19 protein-coding genes and 2 tRNA genes are annotated in these 18703 nt (G+C 73.6%); 14 read left to right on the top strand and 7 right to left on the bottom strand.

The annotated features are described in order from the left end of the window. Window positions 1–11 precede the first annotated feature (11 nt). Both rsmA and ACQ614_RS21170 read left to right on the top strand, forming a co-directional pair. Window positions 12–896: a 16S rRNA (adenine(1518)-N(6)/adenine(1519)-N(6))-dimethyltransferase RsmA gene (gene rsmA, locus ACQ614_RS21165; RefSeq protein WP_431680066.1), complete on the top strand. Its 885-nt coding sequence runs from the start codon at window positions 12–14 to the stop codon at window positions 894–896. Continuing rightward, complete coding sequence (locus tag ACQ614_RS21170) at window positions 893–1819, top strand: 4-(cytidine 5'-diphospho)-2-C-methyl-D-erythritol kinase (protein ID WP_431680067.1); 927 nt, start codon at window positions 893–895, stop codon at window positions 1817–1819. The genes rsmA and ACQ614_RS21170 overlap by 4 nt, the downstream gene beginning before the upstream one ends. On the opposite strand, the gene ACQ614_RS21175 is transcribed toward ACQ614_RS21170, so the two are convergent. After that, on the bottom strand, window positions 1800–2351 hold the full coding sequence (locus tag ACQ614_RS21175) for a Uma2 family endonuclease (RefSeq protein WP_431683982.1): 552 nt from the start codon (window positions 2349–2351) through the stop codon (window positions 1800–1802). The two genes, ACQ614_RS21170 and ACQ614_RS21175, sit on opposite strands and share 20 nt — an antisense overlap. A 147-nt stretch (window positions 2352–2498) precedes the next feature. Between ACQ614_RS21175 and ACQ614_RS21180 the strand changes: the two genes are divergently transcribed. Beyond that, on the top strand, window positions 2499–4295 hold the full coding sequence (locus ACQ614_RS21180; protein WP_431680068.1) for an ABC-F family ATP-binding cassette domain-containing protein: 1797 nt from the start codon (window positions 2499–2501) through the stop codon (window positions 4293–4295). 42 nt (window positions 4296–4337) lie between these two features. On the opposite strand, the gene ACQ614_RS21185 is transcribed toward ACQ614_RS21180, so the two are convergent. Then, window positions 4338–4535 (bottom strand): hypothetical protein, encoded by a 198-nt coding sequence (locus ACQ614_RS21185; RefSeq protein WP_363496876.1) that lies wholly within the window; start codon window positions 4533–4535, stop codon window positions 4338–4340. A gap of 144 nt (window positions 4536–4679) precedes the next feature. Here ACQ614_RS21185 and ACQ614_RS21190 point away from each other — a divergent pair, with 144 nt between their 5' ends. Beyond that, window positions 4680–6017, top strand: a complete 1338-nt coding sequence (locus tag ACQ614_RS21190) for an MFS transporter (RefSeq protein ID WP_431680069.1) — start codon at window positions 4680–4682, stop codon at window positions 6015–6017. Between the two features lie 23 nt (window positions 6018–6040). Here the strand turns inward: ACQ614_RS21190 and ACQ614_RS21195 are convergent, their stop codons facing one another. Continuing rightward, window positions 6041–6640: a flavodoxin family protein gene (locus ACQ614_RS21195; RefSeq protein ID WP_363496882.1), complete on the bottom strand. Its 600-nt coding sequence runs from the start codon at window positions 6638–6640 to the stop codon at window positions 6041–6043. Between the two features lie 141 nt (window positions 6641–6781). Here ACQ614_RS21195 and ACQ614_RS21200 point away from each other — a divergent pair, with 141 nt between their 5' ends. The 8 genes from ACQ614_RS21200 (at window position 6782) to ACQ614_RS21235 (ending at window position 14200) form a co-directional block, all read left to right on the top strand. Further along, a complete protein-coding gene (locus ACQ614_RS21200; protein ID WP_431680070.1) occupies window positions 6782–7231 on the top strand; it encodes a winged helix-turn-helix transcriptional regulator in 450 nt (149 codons plus the stop codon). A gap of 108 nt (window positions 7232–7339) precedes the next feature. Further along, a tRNA-Thr gene (locus tag ACQ614_RS21205) sits at window positions 7340–7412 on the top strand. A 159-nt stretch (window positions 7413–7571) separates the two neighbouring features. Next, window positions 7572–8246, top strand: a complete 675-nt coding sequence (locus tag ACQ614_RS21210; protein WP_431680071.1) for a LuxR C-terminal-related transcriptional regulator — start codon at window positions 7572–7574, stop codon at window positions 8244–8246. Window positions 8247–8359: 113 nt separating this feature from the next. Further along, window positions 8360–9460, top strand: a complete 1101-nt coding sequence (galT, locus tag ACQ614_RS21215; protein WP_431680072.1) for a galactose-1-phosphate uridylyltransferase — start codon at window positions 8360–8362, stop codon at window positions 9458–9460. Next, window positions 9457–10416: a UDP-glucose 4-epimerase GalE gene (galE, locus tag ACQ614_RS21220; RefSeq protein ID WP_431680073.1), complete on the top strand. Its 960-nt coding sequence runs from the start codon at window positions 9457–9459 to the stop codon at window positions 10414–10416. The genes galT and galE overlap by 4 nt, the downstream gene beginning before the upstream one ends. Further along, a complete protein-coding gene (galK, locus tag ACQ614_RS21225) occupies window positions 10416–11549 on the top strand; it encodes a galactokinase (protein WP_431680074.1) in 1134 nt (377 codons plus the stop codon). The genes galE and galK overlap by 1 nt, the downstream gene beginning before the upstream one ends. Window positions 11550–11727: 178 nt before the next feature. Further along, complete coding sequence (locus ACQ614_RS21230; RefSeq protein ID WP_431680075.1) at window positions 11728–12567, top strand: response regulator; 840 nt, start codon at window positions 11728–11730, stop codon at window positions 12565–12567. A 91-nt stretch (window positions 12568–12658) separates the two neighbouring features. Continuing rightward, window positions 12659–14200 (top strand): polysaccharide biosynthesis protein, encoded by a 1542-nt coding sequence (locus tag ACQ614_RS21235; RefSeq protein ID WP_431680076.1) that lies wholly within the window; start codon window positions 12659–12661, stop codon window positions 14198–14200. 11 nt (window positions 14201–14211) lie between these two features. On the opposite strand, the gene ACQ614_RS21240 is transcribed toward ACQ614_RS21235, so the two are convergent. Next, entirely contained in the window at window positions 14212–14706 is a 495-nt protein-coding gene (locus ACQ614_RS21240; RefSeq protein ID WP_363500255.1) for a MarR family winged helix-turn-helix transcriptional regulator, read from the bottom strand. Between the two features lie 110 nt (window positions 14707–14816). Here ACQ614_RS21240 and ACQ614_RS21245 point away from each other — a divergent pair, with 110 nt between their 5' ends. Then, the gene (locus ACQ614_RS21245) at window positions 14817–15623 is read left to right on the top strand and encodes a methyltransferase domain-containing protein (RefSeq protein ID WP_431680077.1); all 807 of its coding nucleotides are present in this window, start codon (window positions 14817–14819) and stop codon (window positions 15621–15623) included. Window positions 15624–15805: 182 nt separating this feature from the next. Here ACQ614_RS21245 and ACQ614_RS21250 read toward each other — a convergent pair whose 3' ends face one another. From ACQ614_RS21250 to ACQ614_RS21260, 3 genes are read right to left on the bottom strand one after another with little or no spacing between them, the layout of a single operon-like run. Then, window positions 15806–16669, bottom strand: a complete 864-nt coding sequence (locus tag ACQ614_RS21250; protein WP_431680078.1) for a DMT family transporter — start codon at window positions 16667–16669, stop codon at window positions 15806–15808. Window positions 16670–16687: 18 nt separating this feature from the next. After that, on the bottom strand, window positions 16688–17416 hold the full coding sequence (locus ACQ614_RS21255; RefSeq protein WP_431680079.1) for a TetR family transcriptional regulator: 729 nt from the start codon (window positions 17414–17416) through the stop codon (window positions 16688–16690). A 26-nt stretch (window positions 17417–17442) separates the two neighbouring features. Continuing rightward, window positions 17443–18402: an acyl-CoA desaturase gene (locus ACQ614_RS21260; protein WP_431683983.1), complete on the bottom strand. Its 960-nt coding sequence runs from the start codon at window positions 18400–18402 to the stop codon at window positions 17443–17445. 200 nt (window positions 18403–18602) lie between these two features. Between ACQ614_RS21260 and ACQ614_RS21265 the strand changes: the two genes are divergently transcribed. After that, window positions 18603–18673 (top strand) — tRNA-Gln (locus tag ACQ614_RS21265). The last annotated feature ends 30 nt before the right edge of the window (window positions 18674–18703 follow it).

The following is an 18703-nucleotide window of genomic DNA, read 5'->3' on the forward strand; positions in this document are numbered from 1 at the left end:
ATCCTTGCGGGGTGAGCAGCACCGATCCCGCACCCGCCGCCGACCACCACCTGCTCGGCGCGGCCGACATCCGCGAGCTGGCCGCCGCCTTCGGCGTGAAGCCGACCAAGCAGCGCGGGCAGAACTTCGTCATCGACGGCAACACCGTGCGGCGGATCGTCCGCGCGGGCGGGGTGACCGCCGAGGACAGCGTGGTCGAGGTCGGCCCCGGGCTCGGTTCGCTGACGCTGGCGCTGCTGGAGGTCGCCGCGCACGTCACCGCGGTGGAGATCGACCCGCTGCTCGCCCGGCACCTGCCGGCCACCGTCGCCTCCCGGATGCCGGAGAAGGCGAAGGACTTCGACCTGGTGCTCTCCGACGCCATGGAGGTCACCGAGCTGCCCGGCCCGCCGCCGACCGCGCTGGTCGCCAACCTGCCCTACAACGTCGCGGTGCCGGTGCTGCTGCACATGCTGCAGACCTTCCCGAGCATCGAGCGCACCCTCGTCATGGTGCAGAGCGAGGTCGCCGACCGGCTCGCCGCCAAGCCTGGCAACAAGGTGTACGGCGTGCCCTCGGTGAAGGCCAACTGGTACGCCGAGGTGAAGCGGGCCGGGGCGATCGGCCGCAACGTCTTCTGGCCCGCGCCGAACGTCGACTCCGGCCTGGTCTCGCTCGTCCGCCGGGATCCGCCGAAGACCGCCGCCTCCCGTGCGGAGGTCTTCGCCGTGGTGGACGCCGCGTTCGCACAGCGCCGCAAGACCCTGCGGGCCGCGCTGGCCGGCTGGGCCGGCTCCCCGGCCGCCGCCGAGGAGGCGCTGCACGCCGCCGGGATCGACCACAAGCTGCGCGGCGAGATGCTGACGGTCGAACAGTTCGCCGCCATCGCCGAGCACAAGCCCGAGGCCCAGAAATGATCACGGTTCGCGTCCCCGCCAAGGTCAACGTCCAGCTGGGGGTCGGCGGCCTGCGCGCCGACGGCTTCCACGACCTGGCCAACGTCTTCTTCGCCGTCGGCCTGTTCGACGAGGTGACCGCCACCCCCAGCGAGGGCGTCACGCTCTCCTGCACCGGGCCGGACGCCGCCGCCGTCCCGCTGGACGACAGCAACCTCGCCGCCCGCGCGGCCCGGCTGCTCGCCGCGCACCACGGCCTCGCCGACCCGGGCGTCCACCTGCACATTGCCAAGGCCATCCCGGTGGCCGGCGGCATGGCCGGCGGCAGTGCGGACGGCGCCGCCGCGCTGGTCGCCTGCGACGCGCTGTGGGGCCTGGCCACCCCGCTCGAGACCCTGCTGGAACTCGCCGCCGAACTCGGCTCCGACGTGCCGTTCGCCCTGCTCGGCGGGGTCGCGCTGGGCCGCGGCCGGGGCGAGATCCTGGACGCGCTGCCGGTGGCCGGCACCTTCCACTGGGTGTTCGCGGTCGCCGACGGCGGGCTCTCCACCCCGGCGGTCTTCCGCGAGTGCGACCGGCTCCGCGAGGAGGCCGGCACCGGCTCCTCGGAGGCCGACGTCCCCACCCCGGACGCCGACCCGGCCCTGCTCGCAGCCCTCGCCTCCGGCGACCCGGTGGCCCTGGCCGCCGCACTCACCAACGACCTGCAGTCCGCCGCCCTCTCGCTGCGGCCCTCGCTCGCCGACACCCTGCGGGCCGGCACCGAGGCCGGCGCGATCGGCGCCCTGGTCTCCGGATCGGGCCCGACCTGCGCCTTCCTGGCCAAGGACGCCGAGTCGGCTGCCGCCGTCGCCGCCGCCCTGCGGGCCTCCGGCACCTGCCGCACCGCCCACGCCACCCGCGGCCCCGTCCCGGGGGCGGAGGTCAGCGCACCCAGGCCTTGAACGGCTCGGTGTCCAGGCTGATCCCGACCGGCTCGGGCAGCACGACGGTCTTGCCGAATGGCCGCCGCACCAGGTTCACGTACTGCCCGTCCTCGGGCTCGCCGAAGACCAGCACCTCGCAGCTGTCCCGGTCGACCAGCAGGTAGACCGGGATGCCGGTCTCCGCGTAGGCCCGCGGCTTCTCGTCCCGGTCGCGGCGGTCGGTGTCGGTGTCGTACGAGGTCACCTCGACCACCATCACGACCCGGTCGGGGTCGGCCCACTCGCCCTGACCGGCGAAGCTGCCCTTCGGGGACAGCACTCCGTCCGGCTTGGCGTGGCCCTTGCGGTAGGTCTCCACCCGCAGTCCGCGCCCGGGGTACAGCCACAGGTCGGGGCGCTGCTGCACACATTGCTGCGTCACCCGGCGGACGATCTCGTGGTGGTCGCCGTCGGGTACTGCCTTGACGCCGATCCGCCCGTGGACGAACTCCATCCGTACGTCCTCGCGCTCGGCTGCCACGGCGATGCGCTCGAACTCCTCGGGCAGCATCTGCGGCCGCCCTCCGACTGCCGTCACCGCACACCTCCCGCTCTCCGGTTCGCTGCTGCGACTCTCGCACGGGCCGGGACGTTCCTGCCTCCCACTAGGCTGGGTGGTCGGAGACACCTCCCGACCCCTCCCAGGAGCGCAGCAGCAGTGGCCGTCAACCTCGCCACCATCGAGTCCGTCACCAAGGTGTACGGCACCCGTGCCCTGATGGACGGGGTGAGCCTCGGCGTCAGCGAGGGGGACCGGATCGGCGTCGTCGGACGCAACGGCGACGGCAAGACCACCCTGATCCGGATGCTCGCCAAGCTGGAGGAGCCGGACAGCGGGCGGATCACCCACTCCGGCGGCCTGCAGCTGGCCGTCCTCACCCAGCACGACTCGCTCGACCCGGCGGCCACCATCCGGCACGAGGTGATCGCCGACCGGGCCGACCACGAGTGGCTCGGCGACGCCCGGATCCGCGACATCATCGAGGGCCTGTTCGGCGGCCTCGACCTGCCGGGCTTCGCCGACGGCCTGGACACCGTGATCGGCCCGCTCTCAGGCGGCGAGCGCCGCCGGATCGCGCTGGCCAAGCTGCTGCTCGGCGAGCCCGACCTGATCGTCCTGGACGAGCCCACCAACCACCTCGACGTGGAGGGCATCGCCTGGCTCGCCCGCCACCTGCAGGCCCGCCGCTCGGCGCTGGTCTGCGTCACCCACGACCGCTGGTTCCTCGACCAGGTCTGCACCCGGATGTGGGACGTCCAGCGCGGCGAGGTCCGCGAGTACGAGGGCGGCTACTCCGACTACGTCTTCGCCCGCGCCGAGCGCTCCCGGATCGAGGCGACGGAGGAGCAGAAGCGGCAGAACCTGGCCCGCAAGGAGCTCGCCTGGCTGCGCCGCGGCGCGCCCGCCCGCACCTCCAAGCCGCGCTACCGGATCGAGGCGGCCAACGCCCTGATCGCCGACGTGCCGGAGCCGCGGGACAAGTCCGAGCTGATGAAGTTCGCCAACGCCCGCCTCGGCCGCACCGTCTTCGACCTCGAGGGCGTGAGCATCAAGGCCGGCCCCAAGCACCTGCTGGACCACCTGACCTGGCAGCTCGGCCCCGGCGACCGGATCGGCCTGCTCGGCGTCAACGGCGCCGGCAAGACCTCGCTGCTGCGGGCCATGCAGGCCGCCCACGCGACCGAGGGCGACGTGCAGCCGGCCGGCGGTGTGATCAAGGTCGGCAAGACCGTGCGCCTGGCGTACCTCTCGCAGGAGATCGCCGAGCTGGACCCGGAGACCCGGGTGCTGCAGGCCGTCGAGCAGGTCCGCGGCCGCGTCGACCTCGGCAAGGGCCGGGAGATGAGCGCCGGTCAGCTCTGCGAGCAGTTCGGCTTCGGCAAGGACAAGCAGTGGACGCCGGTCGGCGACCTCTCCGGCGGCGAGCGCCGCCGCCTCCAGCTGCTGCGCCTGCTGATGGACGAGCCCAATGTGCTCTTCCTCGACGAGCCCACCAACGACCTCGACATCGAGACCCTCAACCAGCTGGAGGACCTCCTCGACGGCTGGCCCGGGTCGATGATCGTGATCAGCCACGACCGCTTCTTCATCGAGCGCACCACCGACACCGTCTACGCCCTGCTCGGCGACCGGCGGATGCGGATGCTGCCGAACGGCGTCGACGAGTACCTGGAGCGCCGCGCCCGGATGGCCGAGGCGTCGGCACCCGCCGTGGCGGCCCCGGCCGCACCGGCCAAGCCCGCCGCCGACACCCGGCTGGCGAAGAAGGAGATGCAGAAGCTGGAGCGGCAGATCGCCAAGCTGGACGACCAGGAGTCCAAGCTGCACTCCCGGCTCGCGGAGCACGCCGCCGACTTCTCCAAGGTCGCGGAACTGGACGCGCAGCTGCGCAAGGTCCGCGACGAGAAGGAGGAGCTGGAGATGGCCTGGCTGGAGCTCGCCGAGCAGGTCTGAGTCGCCGAGCAGGCCTCGGGGGCGCCCCTGAAGGGGCGCCCTTCAGCGCCTGGGCCGGAACCGGCGGGCGGTCTGGTAGCCGGTGCCGAGGAGCAGAGCCGCGGCGAAGAGCGCCCAGGCGGCCGAACCGCCGTGGCGGTACTGCGAGACGCCGAGGTCGAGCAGCAGCAGGTTGAGGGCGAGGCACAGCGCGGCAAAGAGCTTGTCGAACACGCCGTTCTCGTCGAACACGTCTCTCACGTGCGCCCTTTCGAATCCGGGAGCGGCCACCATACCGCCGCGGCCCGCCCGGCGCACCACCCCGGCTCCCGCCGGGCCGTGCGCTTCCGAATCACCCGTGCCGCTGCTGTCCTTGCAGGTCAGCGCCTTGCCAGGGTGGGCGTCATGACGAGTGACACCCCATCGGCACCCGATCCGGCCGTCCTGCGCAGGGTGGCCGCCGCGGCCCTCCTCGGAACCGCCATCGAGTTCTACGATTTCTTCATCTACGGCACCGCCGCCGCCCTGGTCTTCGGCCGGGTGTTCTTCCCCGGGCTGGGCCCGGCGGGTGCGCTGCTCGCGGCCTTCTCCGTCTACGCGGTGGCCTTCGTGGCCCGCCCGCTGGGCGCCGTGCTCTTCGGGCACTTCGGCGACCGGCTCGGCCGCCGGGCCGTGCTGGTGGTGTCGCTGCTGCTGATGGGCCTGTCCACGGCTGCGGTCGGCCTGCTGCCCGACCACGGCCGGTGGGGCGTGTGGGCGCCGGTGCTGCTCACCGTGCTGCGCTTCTGCCAGGGGCTGGGCCTGGGCGGCGAGTGGGGCGGTGCGGCGCTGCTGCTCGCCGAGCACGCCCCGCCGGGCCGCCGCGGCCGGTACGGCGGCCTGCTGCAACTCGGCCCCTGCGCCGGGTTCTTCCTGGCGACCGGGGTCTTCCTGCTGCTCGGCGGGGTGCTGGACGAGGCGGCGTTCCTCGCCTGGGGCTGGCGGGTGCCGTTCCTGGCCTCGCTGGCCCTGGTGGCGGTCGGGCTGTTCGTCCGGCTTCGGGTGGCGGAGAGCCCGGTGTTCCGCGCGGAGCGGGTGCGGCCCCGGGTGCCGGTGGCGGAGGTGCTGCGCCGGCACGCCCGTCCGGTGCTGCTCGGCGCGGGCGCGGTGATGTCCGGGTACGCGCTGTTCTACCTGACGACGACGTACGCGCTGGCGCACGCCACCGCGGACCTCGGGGTGTCCCGGTCGCCGGTGCTCGGCCTGCTGATGGCCGGTTCGGTGCTGAAGGGCGGCACGGTGGTGCTGAGCGCCCGGGCGAGCGACCGCTTCGGGCGCCGCCGCACCCTGCTGGCCGCGACGGCGGGGGCGGCCGGCTGGTCGGTGCTGCTCTTCCCGCTGCTGGAGACCGGCCGGACGGGATGGATCGCGCTCGCCCTGCTGGGGGCGATGGCGCTGCTCGGGGCCATGCTGGGACCGGTGGCGGCCTGCCTGCCGGAGCTGTTCCCGACCCGGGTGCGCTACACGGGGGCGGCGCTCACGTACAACCTGGCCGGGGTGGTCGGCGGGGCGACCGCACCGCTGGTGGCGACCCGGCTGACCGCCGCGTACGGGACGGCGGTGCCGGTCGGCTGGTACCTGGCGGGGCTCGGCGCGGTGTCCCTGCTGTGCCTGCTGGGCCTGCCGGAGACGCGCGGCACGGAGCTGGACGCACGCGGCCGCCGCACCCCGGCACTGGACGGGGGTGCGGCGGCCGCGCGGTGACGGACCGCCGGTGCGGCGCTGCGTCAGGCGGCCAGCGCGGCGCGGCCGGCGAGGGTGATCGCGGTCTGCCGGGCGACCCGGTCGCCGAGGTGCTCGGCGGTGGCGATGTCGGCCTTGTGGACGCCCTCCGGGCCCTGGTCGTTGTTGGTCTGGGCGCCGGCGCCGAGGAACAGGCCCAGGCGGTTGAGGTCGTTCTCGGAGGCGGTGGTGGAGTTCCAGCCCGGGTGCAGGCCGAGGTTCACCCACTGCATGCCGTGCTGGGCGGCCAGCACCGTGAAGAACTGCAGGGTGTGCAGCTTGTCGCCGCTCTTCGAGGCGGAGTTGGTGAAGCCGGCGGCCAGCTTGTCCTTCCAGTCCTGGCCGAACCAGCGCTTGGAGGTGGCCTCGGCGAAGGTGTGGAAGGCGCCGGAGGCGGTGCCCATGTAGGTCGGCGAACCGAAGACGATCGCGTCGGCGGCGTCCAGCTGCGCCCACTGCTCCTCGGTGATGGTGTCCACGGCGATCTGCACCGTGTCGGCACCGGCCGCGGCGGCACCGCGGGCCACGGCCTCGGCCAGCACGGCGGTGTGGCCGTAGCCGGAGTGGAAGGCGATGGCGACGGTGGGGCGGATGGCGGTCGTCATGGCGGGATGACTCCTCGAAGAGGGCAGACGGGGGCCCGGCCGTTCGGAAGGCCCGGCCGGGCTTGACGGTCTCCAATGTAGACCAGGTCTCCGATGGTTACCAACTCCCGATTGGAGACCGCCGGCGTTACCCTGTGCGGTATGGCCACCCCGCAGACCTCCGCCCCGACCGCCGAACCCGCGGCCTCCTGTACCGCGGCCGGTGAGGAGTTCGACATCTTCGCCGCCGTCTGCCCCAGTCGGGACGTCTTCGCGGAGCTCGCCGACAAGTGGTCCCTGCTGCTCGTGCTGAGCCTGCACAGCTGCGGCGAGCAGCGCTTCTCCGAGCTGCAGCGCTCGGTCGGCGGGGTCAGCCGCAAGATGCTCACCCAGTCCCTGCGCGCCCTGGAGCGGGACGGCCTGGTGCTGCGCACCGTCCACCCGGAGACCCCGCCGCGGGTGGTGTACGGGCTGCTGCCGCTCGGCCGCACGCTGGCCGAACGGATCGCCCCGCTCGGCGACTGGGTCGAGTCCTACGCCGGCGCGGTGGTGGCGGCACGCGAGCGGTTCGACGCCGCGCACTGCGCAGGCGGCGTCCAGGGGCCTGCCTGACCGTTCCCGGGCTCCGAGGGGGGAGGCGGCCGATCGATTTCGCTTTCCGGTCGACGACCCTGTAATGTCTTCCTCGTTCGAAGGGAGCAGCAAGCGCCCGAGGAACAGGCCCCTATAGCTCAGTCGGTAGAGCGTCTCCATGGTAAGGAGAAGGTCTGCGGTTCGATTCCGCATGGGGGCTCCGGAGTTCGAAGGCCCCCGCCGCAAGGCGGGGGCCTTCTGCGTTCCCCCCGGGCCTGCGGCCTGGCGGGCCGGGCGGGTATGCGCTGTGATGGTGCGTCAAGCGCCGCGGCCGGGTGCGGAGGACCCCGGCGGCCGGCACGGGGGACTGGGAGGCGCCGTGGGCGTTCGGCTCGTGATCGTCGACGACCACCGCCTGCTGGCCGAGGCGCTGGCCGCCGCGCTGCAGCTGCGCGGCCACCGGGTGCTCGGCGTGGGGGCGCCCGCCGCTGCCGCCGCGACGCTGGTCGCCGGGCGGCGGCCCGAGGTCTGCCTGCTCGGGGTCGCCGGTGGCGCCGGGGGGGAGGACGTCTTCGCCCCGCTGCGCCGGCTGCGCGCGGAGCACCCGGAGCTGGCCGTCGTGGTGCTCGGGCCGGTCGGCGACCCGGGTCGGGTCGCCGCCGCCTTCGCCGCCGGTGCGGCCGGCTACGTGCGCAGCGACGAGCGGATCGACGTGGTCGAGCGGGCGATCGCCCGGGTGCGGGCCGGGGAGGCCGCGGTGGCGGCCGAGGTGCTGCAGGGGGCCTTCGAGGCGCTGCTGCGGCCGGCCGCGGAGCCGGACGACGACGCGGTGCGGCTGCTGCGGCTGCTGACCCGGCGGGAGGCACAGGTGCTGGCCCGGATCGCGGAGGGCGAGGACACCGCGGCCATCGCGGCCGGCATGGGGATCGCCTCCAGCACCGCCCGGACCCATGTGCAGCGCGTCCTGGTGAAGCTGGGCGCCCGCTCCCGGCTGGAGGCGGCGGCGGTGGCCGCCCGGACCGGCCTGCTGGACCGGGTCGGCCGTTCGGCCTGACCGTTCCGTTCGGCCCGTCTGCCCGCCCGGTGTTTCCTCACGATCCCGTCTGTTGACTTGTGGTCGGCGATGTTTGATTATGTTCGGGAGCGAGGAGATCGGAGCAGTTCACCGTGAAGAAGACCACCACCAAACTCGCGGACGGCCGCGAGCTCCTCTACTTCGACGGGGACGACGCCGCCCTCAGGGACTCCACCGACCTGCGCCCGCTGGAGCCCACCGCGAGCCTGTCCGAGATCCGCCGGGACCCGGTCACCGGGGACTGGGTGACCGTCGCCGCCCACCGGCAGGGCCGCACCTACCACCCGCCGGCCGACGAGTGCCCGCTCTGCCCGTCCCGGGACGGCAGGCTCAGCGAGATCCCGGCCGCCGAGTACCAGGTCGCGGTCTTCGAGAACCGCTTCCCGTCGCTGGCCGCCGACGCCGCCCGCGTCACCGGGCGCGACCACCCGCTCGCCGGCTCCGGGCCCGGCACCGGCCGCTGCGAGGTGGTCTGCTTCACCTCCGACCACGAGCTGTCCTTCGCCGACCTGAGCGAGCCGCAGGCCCGCCTGGTCCTGGACGCCTGGACGGACCGCACGGCCGAGCTGTCCGCACTGCCCGGCGTCCGGCAGGTGTACTGCTTCGAGAACCGCGGCGCCGAGATCGGGGTGACCCTGGCCCACCCGCACGGGCAGATCTACGCCTTCCCGTTCGTCACCCCGCGCACCGCCCGCGCGGTCGAGCAGGCCGGCCGGCACCGCGAACGCACCGGACGCAACCTCTTCGAGGACCTGCTCGCCGCCGAACGGGCCGACCCCGCCCGGGTGGTGCTGGCCGGCGAGCACTGGACGGCCTTCGTGCCGTTCGCCGCCCGCTGGCCGTACGAGGTCCACCTCTACCCGAACCGGCGGGTGCCCGACCTGACCCGCCTCACCGAGGCCGAACGCGCCGAGTTCCCCCGGCTCTACCTGGAACTCCTGCGCCGCTTCGACCGGCTGTTCATCGAGCCCGGGCACAATGAGCACGCCGCACCGACGCCGTACATCGCCGCATGGCACCAGGCGCCCGCTCTCGGAGGAGACGAGCTGGCACTGCACCTGGAGCTGTTCACGATTCGTCGTACGGTAGGCAAGCTCAAGTTCCTGGCCGGTGTGGAATCCGGCATGGACGCGTTCGTCAACGATGTGTCGCCCGAGGCGGCGGCACAGCGCCTGCGGGAGGTCGCATCATGAGTAAGTACCTGGTCACGGGTGGCGCCGGCTACGTCGGAAGCGTGGTCGCCGCCCACCTGTTGGAGGCGGGCCACCAGGTCACCGTGCTCGACGACCTGTCCACCGGCTTCGCCGAGGGCGTCCCCGCCGGTGCCGAGTTCGTCCGCGGCCGCATCCAGGACGCCTCCGACGTGCTCGACGGCTCCTTCGACGGCGTCCTGCACTTCGCCGCCTCCTCGCAGGTCGGCGAGTCCGTCGCCGACCCCGAGAAGTACTGGCGCAACAACGTCGCCGGCTCCCTGGAGCTCGTCTCGGCGATGCGCAAGGCCGGCGTGCGCAAGCTCGTCTTCTCCTCCACCGCCGCCGTGTACGGCGAGCCCGAGGTCGTCCCGATCGCGGAGACCGCGCGCACCTCGCCGACCAACACCTACGGCGCCACCAAGCTCGCCGTCGACCACCTGATCACCAGTGAGGCGGCCGCCCACGGCCTGGCCGCGGTGTCGCTGCGCTACTTCAACGTCGCCGGCGCGTACGGCGCCTACGGCGAGCGCCACGACCCCGAGTCGCACCTCATCCCGCTGGTGTTCCAGGCCGCCCTCGGCCAGCGCCCGCACATCTCCGTCTTCGGCGACGACTACCCGACCCCGGACGGCACCTGCATCCGCGACTACATCCACGTCGCGGACCTCGCCGCGGCCCACCTGCTCGCCCTCGACGCCGCCAAGCCCGGCGAGCACCTGATCTGCAACCTCGGCAACGGCAACGGCTTCTCCGTCCGCGAGGTCATCGAGTCCGTCAAGCGCGTGACCGGCCGCGAGATCCCCGTCGTCACCGCCGAGCGCCGCCCCGGCGACCCCGCCGTCCTCGTCGCCTCCGCCGAGCGCGCCCACGAGGCGCTCGGCTGGCGCCCCCGCCGCCCCGAACTCGACGACATCGTCGCCGACGCCTGGGCCTTCACCCTGGAGAAGCGAGCCTGATGACAGATTCCCAGTCCGTCCACGACGGCGCCGCCCCGGCAGGGGCCTGGGCGGCGCCCGGCCGGGTCAACCTGATCGGCGAACACACCGACTACAACGACGGCTTCGTGCTGCCCGTGGCCCTGCCGCAGGCCGCCCGGGCCACCGTCCGGCTCCGCACCGACGGTCTGCTGCGGCTGCACAGCGCACAGACCGACGGCGGCCCGGTGGAACTGTCGGTCGCCGACCTCGCCCCCGGAAGCGTGGAGGGCTGGGCCAAGTACCCGGCCGCCGTGGTGTGGACGCTGCGCGCGGCCGGGCACGAGGTCGGCGGCGCCGACGTGCACATCGACAGCGACGTGCCCACCGGAGCCGGCCTCTCCTCCTCCGCCGCCATCGAGTGCGTGGTGGCCGCCGCCTACAGCGACCTGCACGGGCTCGGCCTCGACGGCCCGGCCCTCGCCCGGCTCGCCCAGCGCGCCGAGAACGAGTTCGTCGGCGTGCCCTGCGGGATCATGGACCAGATGGCCTCGGTCTGCTGCACCGAGGGCAACGCCCTCTTCCTCGACACCCGCGGCCTCGCCCAGCGGCAGGTCCCGCTGGACCTCGCCGGGGCCGGCCTGCGGCTCCTGGTGGTCGACACCCGGGTCAAGCACGACCTCGCCGACGGCGCCTACGCCGAACTGCGGGCCGGCTGCGAGCGGGCCGCCGCGCTGCTCGGGCTGCCCGCCCTGCGGGACCTCGCCCCGGCCGGCCTGGACGCCGCCCTCGACCGGCTGCCCGTCGAACTCCGCCCGCTGGTACGGCACGTGGTCACCGAGAACGCCCGCGTCGAGCAGGCCGTCGCCCTGCTGGACGCCGGCGACCTCGCGGCGCTGGGGCCGATCCTCACCGCCGGGCACGCCTCGCTCCGCGACGACTACCGGGTCTCCTGCCCGGAGACCGACCTCGCCGTCGAGGCGGCCGTCGCGGCCGGCGCCCTCGGCGCCCGGATGACCGGCGGCGGCTTCGGCGGCTCCGTCATCGCCCTGGTCGCCGCCGACACCCTGGACACCGTCGCCGCCGCCGTCACCACCGCCTTCGCCGGCGCCGGCTACGCCACCCCTCGCACCTTCACCGCCGTCCCCGCCGCCGGCGCCCACCGGATCGGCTGACCCGCGCCCCTTGTGGTTGCCCCTGTGAGCTCGGCCTCCCCCGCGGTCGTGGTTGCTGCGCGAAGGTCAAATCACCAGGGGATGAAGAAACTTCACCAATCCCCCACCCTTCACCCGCCCCTCCCGTACGCTGAGTCCGGTACCGGTGGGGGTCGGCGCCGAACAGGGGGGACGGACGATGGGGCGTACGCGCGTCCTGGTGGTCGACGACCACCGGATCTTCGCCGAGGCGCTGGCCACGGCGCTCGCCGCCGAACCCGAGATCGAGGTCGGTGCGGCCGGCAGCCCGGCCGCGGCGGAGCGCGCCCTCGAGCGGGCCGCCGCCGAGGGCCGTCCGTACGACATCGCCCTGGTGGATGCCGACCTGACCCCGTCCGCCGTCCGGTCCGGGCCCCGGGTGCGGGGCCAACTCCCTTCCGCCGTGGTGCCGTTGCCGCGCCGTGAGTCGGTGCCCGGCCTGCCGTCCGGTGACGGCATCGCGCTGGTCGCCCGGATCTGCCGCACCCATCCCGAACTGCGCGCGGTGGTGCTGGCGGCGCACGACGACCCGGGCCGTGCCGTCCGCGCGCTGCAGGCCGGCGCGTCCGGCTGGGTCGCCAAGGAGAGTTCGCTGGGGCGGCTGCTGGCCGTCGTCCGCGGCGTGCTGCGCGACGAGACGCACCTGCCGCCGGCCCTGCTGACCGGTGTGGTGCGGGAGTTGACGAGCGCGCGGCGGGACAGGACGGAGAGCGAGCGACTGGTCGGCACCCTCACCCCGCGGGAGGAGGAGGTGCTGCGCTGCATGGTCGCCGGTCTGGGCCGGCAGGCCACCGCCGAGCGGCTCTACCTGTCGCCGCACACAGTCCGCACCCACATGCAGAACGTCCTCGGCAAGCTGGGGGTGCACTCCACCCTCGCCGCCGTCGCGGTGGCCCGCCGGGCCGGGATCACCCCGTCCGAGCCGCTGCCGCCGCCCGCCCCGGTACCGCCACCGCATCCGCCGACCGTCGCCTCGAACGCAGGCCCGGGCGCCGGCTGACCGCTCTCTCCGTGCCCGCGCCGGGCAGGGGGGAACGGCCCGACGCCACACCCAGGTACCGACTCCGTCAGGTCAGGAGACCGGAGGACAGATGTCGCCGAACAGCATTGCCGCCCGTCCCGATGCACAGTCCGGCCCCGTCCCGGAGCCCCCGGCCGGCCCGCCCGGCCTGCGCGCCCTGGTGGTCGGCGGCGGCGCCGCGGGGTCGGCGCTCGTCCGGGACCTGCTGAGGACACCGGAGTTCGGCCTCGCCCCGGTGGGTGTGCTGGACGACGACCCGGCCAAGGCCGGCCTGTCCGTCGAGGGGGTGCCGGTGCTGGGCCCGCTGGCCGAGCTCACCCCCCTAGCGGTGACCCACCGCGCGCAGGTGGTGGTGCTGGCGATCCCGGGGCTGCCGCACCAGCAGGTGCGGGCGCTGGCGACGGCCGCCGCGGCGGCGGGGGTCGCCGTCCGCTACCTGCCGTCCTTCCTGTCCGCGCTGCGCCGCGAGGTGGTCGGCTCGGACATGCGCAGTCTGGACGTCAACAAGCTGATCGGCCGGCACGAGGTGCACGTGGTCTCGCCCGACGTCCGGGCGGTGATCGAGGGCCGCCGGGTGCTGGTCACCGGTGCGGGCGGGTCGATAGGCAGCGAGCTGTGCCGCCAGGTGCACGCCTTCGGCCCGTCCGAGCTGTACATGCTGGACCACGACGAATCGAATCTGCACCGCCTCCAGCTGGAGATCTGGGGTGAGGCGCTGCTCACCGACGACTCGCTGGTGATCGCCGACATCCGGGACCGGCCGCGGATCCAGCAGATCTTCCGCGACCTGCGCCCCGAGGTGGTCTTCCACGCGGCGGCGCACAAGCACCTCCCGCTGCTGGAGCGGCACCCCAGCGAGGCGGTGAAGTCGAACGTGCTGGGCACCGACCACCTGGTGGAGGCCGCACTGGCGACCGGCGTGGAGCGGTTCGTGCTGATCTCCACGGACAAGGCGGCGGACCCGACCTCGGTGCTGGGGGCGAGCAAGCGGCTCGCGGAGCTGATCGTGCAGGCGAACGCCAGGGACGCCCGGAACCTGGGCACCGGGGTGTTCTCGGCCGTCCGGTTCGGCAACGTACTGGGCTCGCGCGGCTCGCTGCTGTCGGTGCTGGAGGAGCAGCTGCGCAGCGGTGGCCCGGTGACCATCACCCACCCGGACGTCACCCGGTTCTTCATGACCATCGAGGAGGCGGTCGGCCTGGTGCTGGAGGCCGGGCGGATGGCCGAGGGCGGCGAGGTCTTCGTGCTCGACATGGGCGAGCCGGTGCGGATCGTCGACCTGGTGCACAACTTCGCCCGGCAGGTGCAGCTGGGCGCGGAGGACGTGGAGATCCGCTACACCGGCCTGCGGGCGGGGGAGAAGCTCAACGAGGCGCTGTTCTCCGAGGGCGAGGAGCGGCTGCCGACCGAGCACGGCCGGATCTTCGCGACGGCGGCCGGGGACGGCGGCCCGGAGGACCTGGCGGGCGGCCTGACGGCGCTGTACGCGGCCGCCAGGGGCAATGCGGACACCGAGGTGCGCGGGCGCCTGGCGGAGCTGCTGCCGGGCTACCGGACGCCGGAGGCCGTCCCGGTGGCGGCGCTGGCCACCCCGTACCCGGACGGTTTCTGAGGGCCCGGGTCTCAGCCGGCCTGGTCGAAGGGGGCGACCAGGCGGCGCAGCAGCGCGGCGAGCTCGCCCTGCTGGTCGGAGCTGAGCTGGGCGAGGAGCTCGCGCTCGTGGGCGAGCAGGCCCGCGAGCGCCTGGTCGGCCTTGTCGCGGCCGTCGTCGGTGAGCCGGACGAGGACACCGCGGCGGTCGTCCGGGTCGGGCAGGCGGCGGACGAGGCCCTTGCCGGTGAGCCGGTCGATCCGGTTGGTCATGGTGCCGGAGGTGACCAGGGTCTGGGTGAGCAGCTGCCCGGGGGAGAGCTGGTAGGGGGTGCCGGCCCGCCGGAGCGCCGTCAGCACGTCGAACTCCCAGGGTTCGAGGCCGTGCTCGGCGAAGGCCGCGCGGCGGGCGCGGTCCAGGTGCCGGGCGAGTCGGCTGACCCGGCTGAGCACCTCGAGCGGTTCCACGTCGAGGTCGGGGCGCTCGCGGCGCCATGCTGCGACCAGGCGGTCGACCTCGTCCTCCATGGCGATCAGTGTATCGGGGGATGTGTCGATGTGAAGTCTCTTGACATCGAGAGTTTTCGCGCGCAGCCTCTCGACCGGATATCTTGATGTCGAGATACTTGGGAGCAGCCATGTCCGCCACCCCCTGGGACCCCGCGCAGTACCTCCGCTTCGCGGACGAGCGCACCCGCCCGCTGCACGAACTCGTCGCCCGGATGCCCGCCCTGCCCGCCGCCCCCGTCGTCCTCGACATCGGCTGCGGCCCCGGCAACTCCACCGCCGTGCTCCGCGAGCGCTGGCCCGACGCCCACCTCACCGGCATCGACGACTCCGCCGAGATGCTCGACACCGCCCGCACCACCGGCGAACCCCGCGCCGCCTACCTGCTCGCCGACGCCCGCACCTGGGACCCTTCCGACGCGGCCCCCGACGCGATCGTCTCCAACGCCACCCTGCAGTGGCTCAACCCCGACGGCGCCGGCCGCCCCGACCACCTGCCCCTGGTGGCCCGCTGGGCCGCCGCCCTCAAGCCCGGCGGCGTGCTCGCCTTCCAGGTCCCCGGCAACTTCGACGCCCCCAGCCACACCCTGCTCGCCGGACTCCGCCGCAGCCCCCGCTGGCGCGAGGCCCTCGGCACCGGAGCGAGCCGGGCCGGCGTCCACGACCCCGCCGACTACCTGCACACCCTGCTCGGCGCGGACCGCACCGCCGACGTCTGGGAGACCACCTACCTCACCCTGCTCACCGGGCCCGACCCGGTCCTGGAGTGGGTCAAGGGCACCGCACTGCGGCCCGTCCTCGCCCGGCTCGCCGACCCCGCCGACCGGGCGGAGTTCCTCGCCGAGTACGGCGCCCTCCTGCGCGAGGCCTACCCGGCCGGGGAGCAGGGCACCGTCTTCCCGTTCCGCCGCATCTTCGCCGTCGCCCGGCGCCGCTAGTCGAGGTGCTCCCCCAGGGGATGATCCACAAGGGGCGCGGGGAACTGCGCAATTCGGATGTGGGTCACCGTACGGATCAGGGCTCGACCGGTTCTGCACGGTGACCCGCTCCCGGACCGCGCAGTTCTCCCCCAGCCTTCGGCCGGGAGGTTCCCCCACGCGCCCATGAGGGGTTCACGCCGTTACTTGTGGAAGTGGTGGTGGCCCGGCATGGCCGGGTGCCGCCCGAGCAGGACGACGCCGGCCACCACCGACAGCAGGCCGACCACCTGCCAGGCCACGGCGGCCGGCGTCACCCGCAGCTGGTCGCCGAGGAACCCGACCGCGCAGGCGATCCCGGTCAGCGGCTGGGCCGCGGTCAGCGCCGGCAGCGACATCCGCAGCGGCGCCGCCTCGAACGCCGACTGCACCAGCAGCAGCCCCACCACGCCGATCACCACCACGGCGTACGGCTGCCAGCTGCGCACCACCGCGTGCAGGCCCTCGTCGTCGAGGCGTTCCGTGGTCATCCGGGTGAGGGCGTCCTGCAGCCCGTAGAGCAGGCCCGCGGCGAGCGCCAGCAGGGTCGCCTCCTCGAACAGCGGCATGTGCTTGGCGACGAGGACCAGCAGCAGCGCCAGCCCGGCGACGATCCCCACCACCAGCCAGAACCGCAGTGGCCCGGCCTCCGCGCCGCCGCCCTCCGGGCGGCCCGCCACGATGAACGCGGTCACCCCGAGTGCGATGAGGGCCACTCCGGTCCAGCCGGAGCGGCCCAGTCGTGTCCCGGTCAGCGTCCGGGCCAGCAGCATCGCGAACACCAGGTTGGTCGCCAGCAGCGGCTCCACCAGTGCCACCTCGCCCTGGCTCAGCGCGAGCGCGCTGAGCACCAGGCCGGTGATCATGAATCCGAGGCCCAGCAGCCAGTCCGGCATCCGCATCAGGTCGAGCAGCAGCCGCCAGTGCAGCAGGTCGCTCTTGGGCGCCCGCTGGGCGGCGTGCTGCTGGAGCACGAAGCCCAGGCCCAGGAAGCAGGCTGCGCCCACCGCCAGAATGAAGACCACCACGCGACCACCTCGGTGCTGTCACGCCCGTCGTTCGCCCACCAGCTTCGGATGCCGCTCCAGCCCCTCCAGGCCGTGCCACGCGAGGTTCACCAGATGGGCGGCGACCTCGGCCTTCTGCGGCTTGCGCACCTCCAACCACCACTGGCCGGTGAGTGCGACCATGCCCACCAGCATCTGCGAGTACATCGGCGCCAGCCGCGGGTCGAAGCCCCGCGACTTGAACTCCAGGCCCAGGATGTCCTCGACCTGGGTGGCGATGTCGCTGATCAGCGAGGCGAAGCTGCCGGTCGACTGGGCGACCGGCGAGTCCCGGACGAGGATCTTGAACCCGTCCGTGGAGGTGTCGATGTAGTCCATGAGCGCGAACGCGGCCTGCTCCAGCAGCTCCCGCGAGTGCCCGCCGGTCAGCGCCCCGGTCACCATGTCCAGGAGCAGCTGCATCTCGCGGTCGACGACGACCGCGTACAGCCCCTCCTTGCCGCCGAAGTGCTCGTACACCACCGGCTTGGAGACGCCCGCACGCTCGGCGATCTCCTCGACCGAGGTGCCGTCGTAGCCGCGCTCCGCGAAGACCGACCGGCCGATGTCCAGCAGCTGCTCGCGGCGCTGCTTGCCGGTCATCCGCACCCGGCCGCCCGACCTGCCGCCGCGCGCCGCGGGGGTGGAGCGGGCGCGGCCCGCCGCGCCGCCGTCCCCGCCCGGTGCGTGCTGATGGCCGTCCGCGGTGTCTGCGTTGCTCCCGTTCACCCCTACATCATGCTGCAGCGGGCGGGTCATACGGCGCGGCGGGCGTCGATCCGCTCGGCCCGCGGCCAGCGGACGTCGGTCGCCCAGCCCGCCCGCTCGAACCAGCGGATCACCCGGGCCGAGGAGTCGACCTGCCCGCGCAGCACGCCGTGGCGGGCGCTGGTGGGGTCGGCGTGGTGCAGGTTGTGCCAGGACTCGCCGCAGGACAGCACCGCGAGCCACCAGACGTTGCCGGACCGGTCGCGGGACTTGAAGGGCCGCGCGCCGACCGCGTGGCAGATCGAGTTGATCGACCAGGTCACGTGGTGGAGCAGTGCGATCCGGACCAGCGAGCCCCAGAAGAAGGCGGACAGCGCGCCCGCCCAGGACATGGTGACGAGTCCGCCGACCAGCGGGGGGATCAGCAGCGACAGGGTCGTCCAGAGCCAGAACAGCCGGGAGATCCGCCTTATGGCCGGGTCGGCGACCAGGTCCGGCGCGTACTTGTGCTGCGGGGTCTGTTCCTCGTCGAAGAGCCAGCCCATGTGGGCCCAGAACAGGCCCTTCATCAGCGCGGGGAGGCTCTCGCCGTAGCGCCAGGGGGAGTGCGGGTCGCCCTCCTTGTCGCTGAACCGGTGGTGCTTGCGGTGGTCGGCCACCCAGCGCACCAGCGGCCCCTCCACGGCGAGGCTGCCGGCCACGGCCAGCGCCAGGTGCAGCGGCCGGTTGGCCTTGAACGAGCCGTGGGTGAAGTAGCGGTGGTAGCCGACCGTGATGCCGTGGCAGGTCACGAAGTACATGACGGTCGCGATCGCCACGTCCACCCAGCCGAGGCCCCAGCCCCAGGCGACCGGCGCGGCCGCCACCAGGGCCAGGAACGGTACGCCGATGAACAGGCCCAGGGTGATCCGCTCGGCCAGCCCCTGTTTCTCCCCTCCGAGGGTGGCGGAGACCTGGGCGGGGGCCTTGCCGGCCGCGACGGGAGGTGCTGCTGCACCGGCCTGCATGGTCATGAGGCGTCCTCGGGGAGGGAGCGTTACCTACGTATCCGTAACCTACGGCATCGTAGGTTCTGGGGCATCCGATGGGAAGACGTGTTGCAACCGCGGACTCCCGAGGGTGGTGGATGCAGAGCGGCGCAGCCCGTACTCTTAGCCCTGCATTGCCCGCCGACGTCCGTCGGCGCGTCACCCGTGCACGGCATCCGTCCCGGATCGTCTAAGGGCAGGACAGCTGGTTTTGGTCCAGCTTATGGGGGTTCGAATCCTCCTCCGGGAGCTCAGCACACTGCCCCGGCCGTCCGGCAGG

The sequence above is a fragment of the Kitasatospora dryopteridis genome, assembly GCF_050749075.1.
In the GTDB taxonomy this organism is placed as follows: domain Bacteria; phylum Actinomycetota; class Actinomycetes; order Streptomycetales; family Streptomycetaceae; genus Kitasatospora.

What these genes read in the sequence shown, in the direction of transcription:
- galE (WP_431680073.1), top strand. Translation starts at nt 9,457, where the DNA reads ATGAGTAAGTACCTGGTCACGGGTGGCGCCGGCTACGTCGGAAGCGTG.
- ACQ614_RS21195 (WP_363496882.1), bottom strand. Translation starts at nt 6,640, where the DNA reads ATGACGACCGCCATCCGCCCCACCGTCGCCATCGCCTTCCACTCCGGC.
- ACQ614_RS21170 (WP_431680067.1), top strand. Translation starts at nt 893, where the DNA reads ATGATCACGGTTCGCGTCCCCGCCAAGGTCAACGTCCAGCTGGGGGTC.
- ACQ614_RS21240 (WP_363500255.1), bottom strand. Translation starts at nt 14,706, where the DNA reads ATGGAGGACGAGGTCGACCGCCTGGTCGCAGCATGGCGCCGCGAGCGC.
- galK (WP_431680074.1), top strand. Translation starts at nt 10,416, where the DNA reads ATGACAGATTCCCAGTCCGTCCACGACGGCGCCGCCCCGGCAGGGGCC.
- ACQ614_RS21175 (WP_431683982.1), bottom strand. Translation starts at nt 2,351, where the DNA reads ATGCTGCCCGAGGAGTTCGAGCGCATCGCCGTGGCAGCCGAGCGCGAG.
- ACQ614_RS21230 (WP_431680075.1), top strand. Translation starts at nt 11,728, where the DNA reads ATGGGGCGTACGCGCGTCCTGGTGGTCGACGACCACCGGATCTTCGCC.
- ACQ614_RS21235 (WP_431680076.1), top strand. Translation starts at nt 12,659, where the DNA reads ATGTCGCCGAACAGCATTGCCGCCCGTCCCGATGCACAGTCCGGCCCC.
- ACQ614_RS21245 (WP_431680077.1), top strand. Translation starts at nt 14,817, where the DNA reads ATGTCCGCCACCCCCTGGGACCCCGCGCAGTACCTCCGCTTCGCGGAC.
- ACQ614_RS21260 (WP_431683983.1), bottom strand. Translation starts at nt 18,402, where the DNA reads ATGCAGGCCGGTGCAGCAGCACCTCCCGTCGCGGCCGGCAAGGCCCCC.
- ACQ614_RS21200 (WP_431680070.1), top strand. Translation starts at nt 6,782, where the DNA reads ATGGCCACCCCGCAGACCTCCGCCCCGACCGCCGAACCCGCGGCCTCC.
- ACQ614_RS21190 (WP_431680069.1), top strand. Translation starts at nt 4,680, where the DNA reads ATGACGAGTGACACCCCATCGGCACCCGATCCGGCCGTCCTGCGCAGG.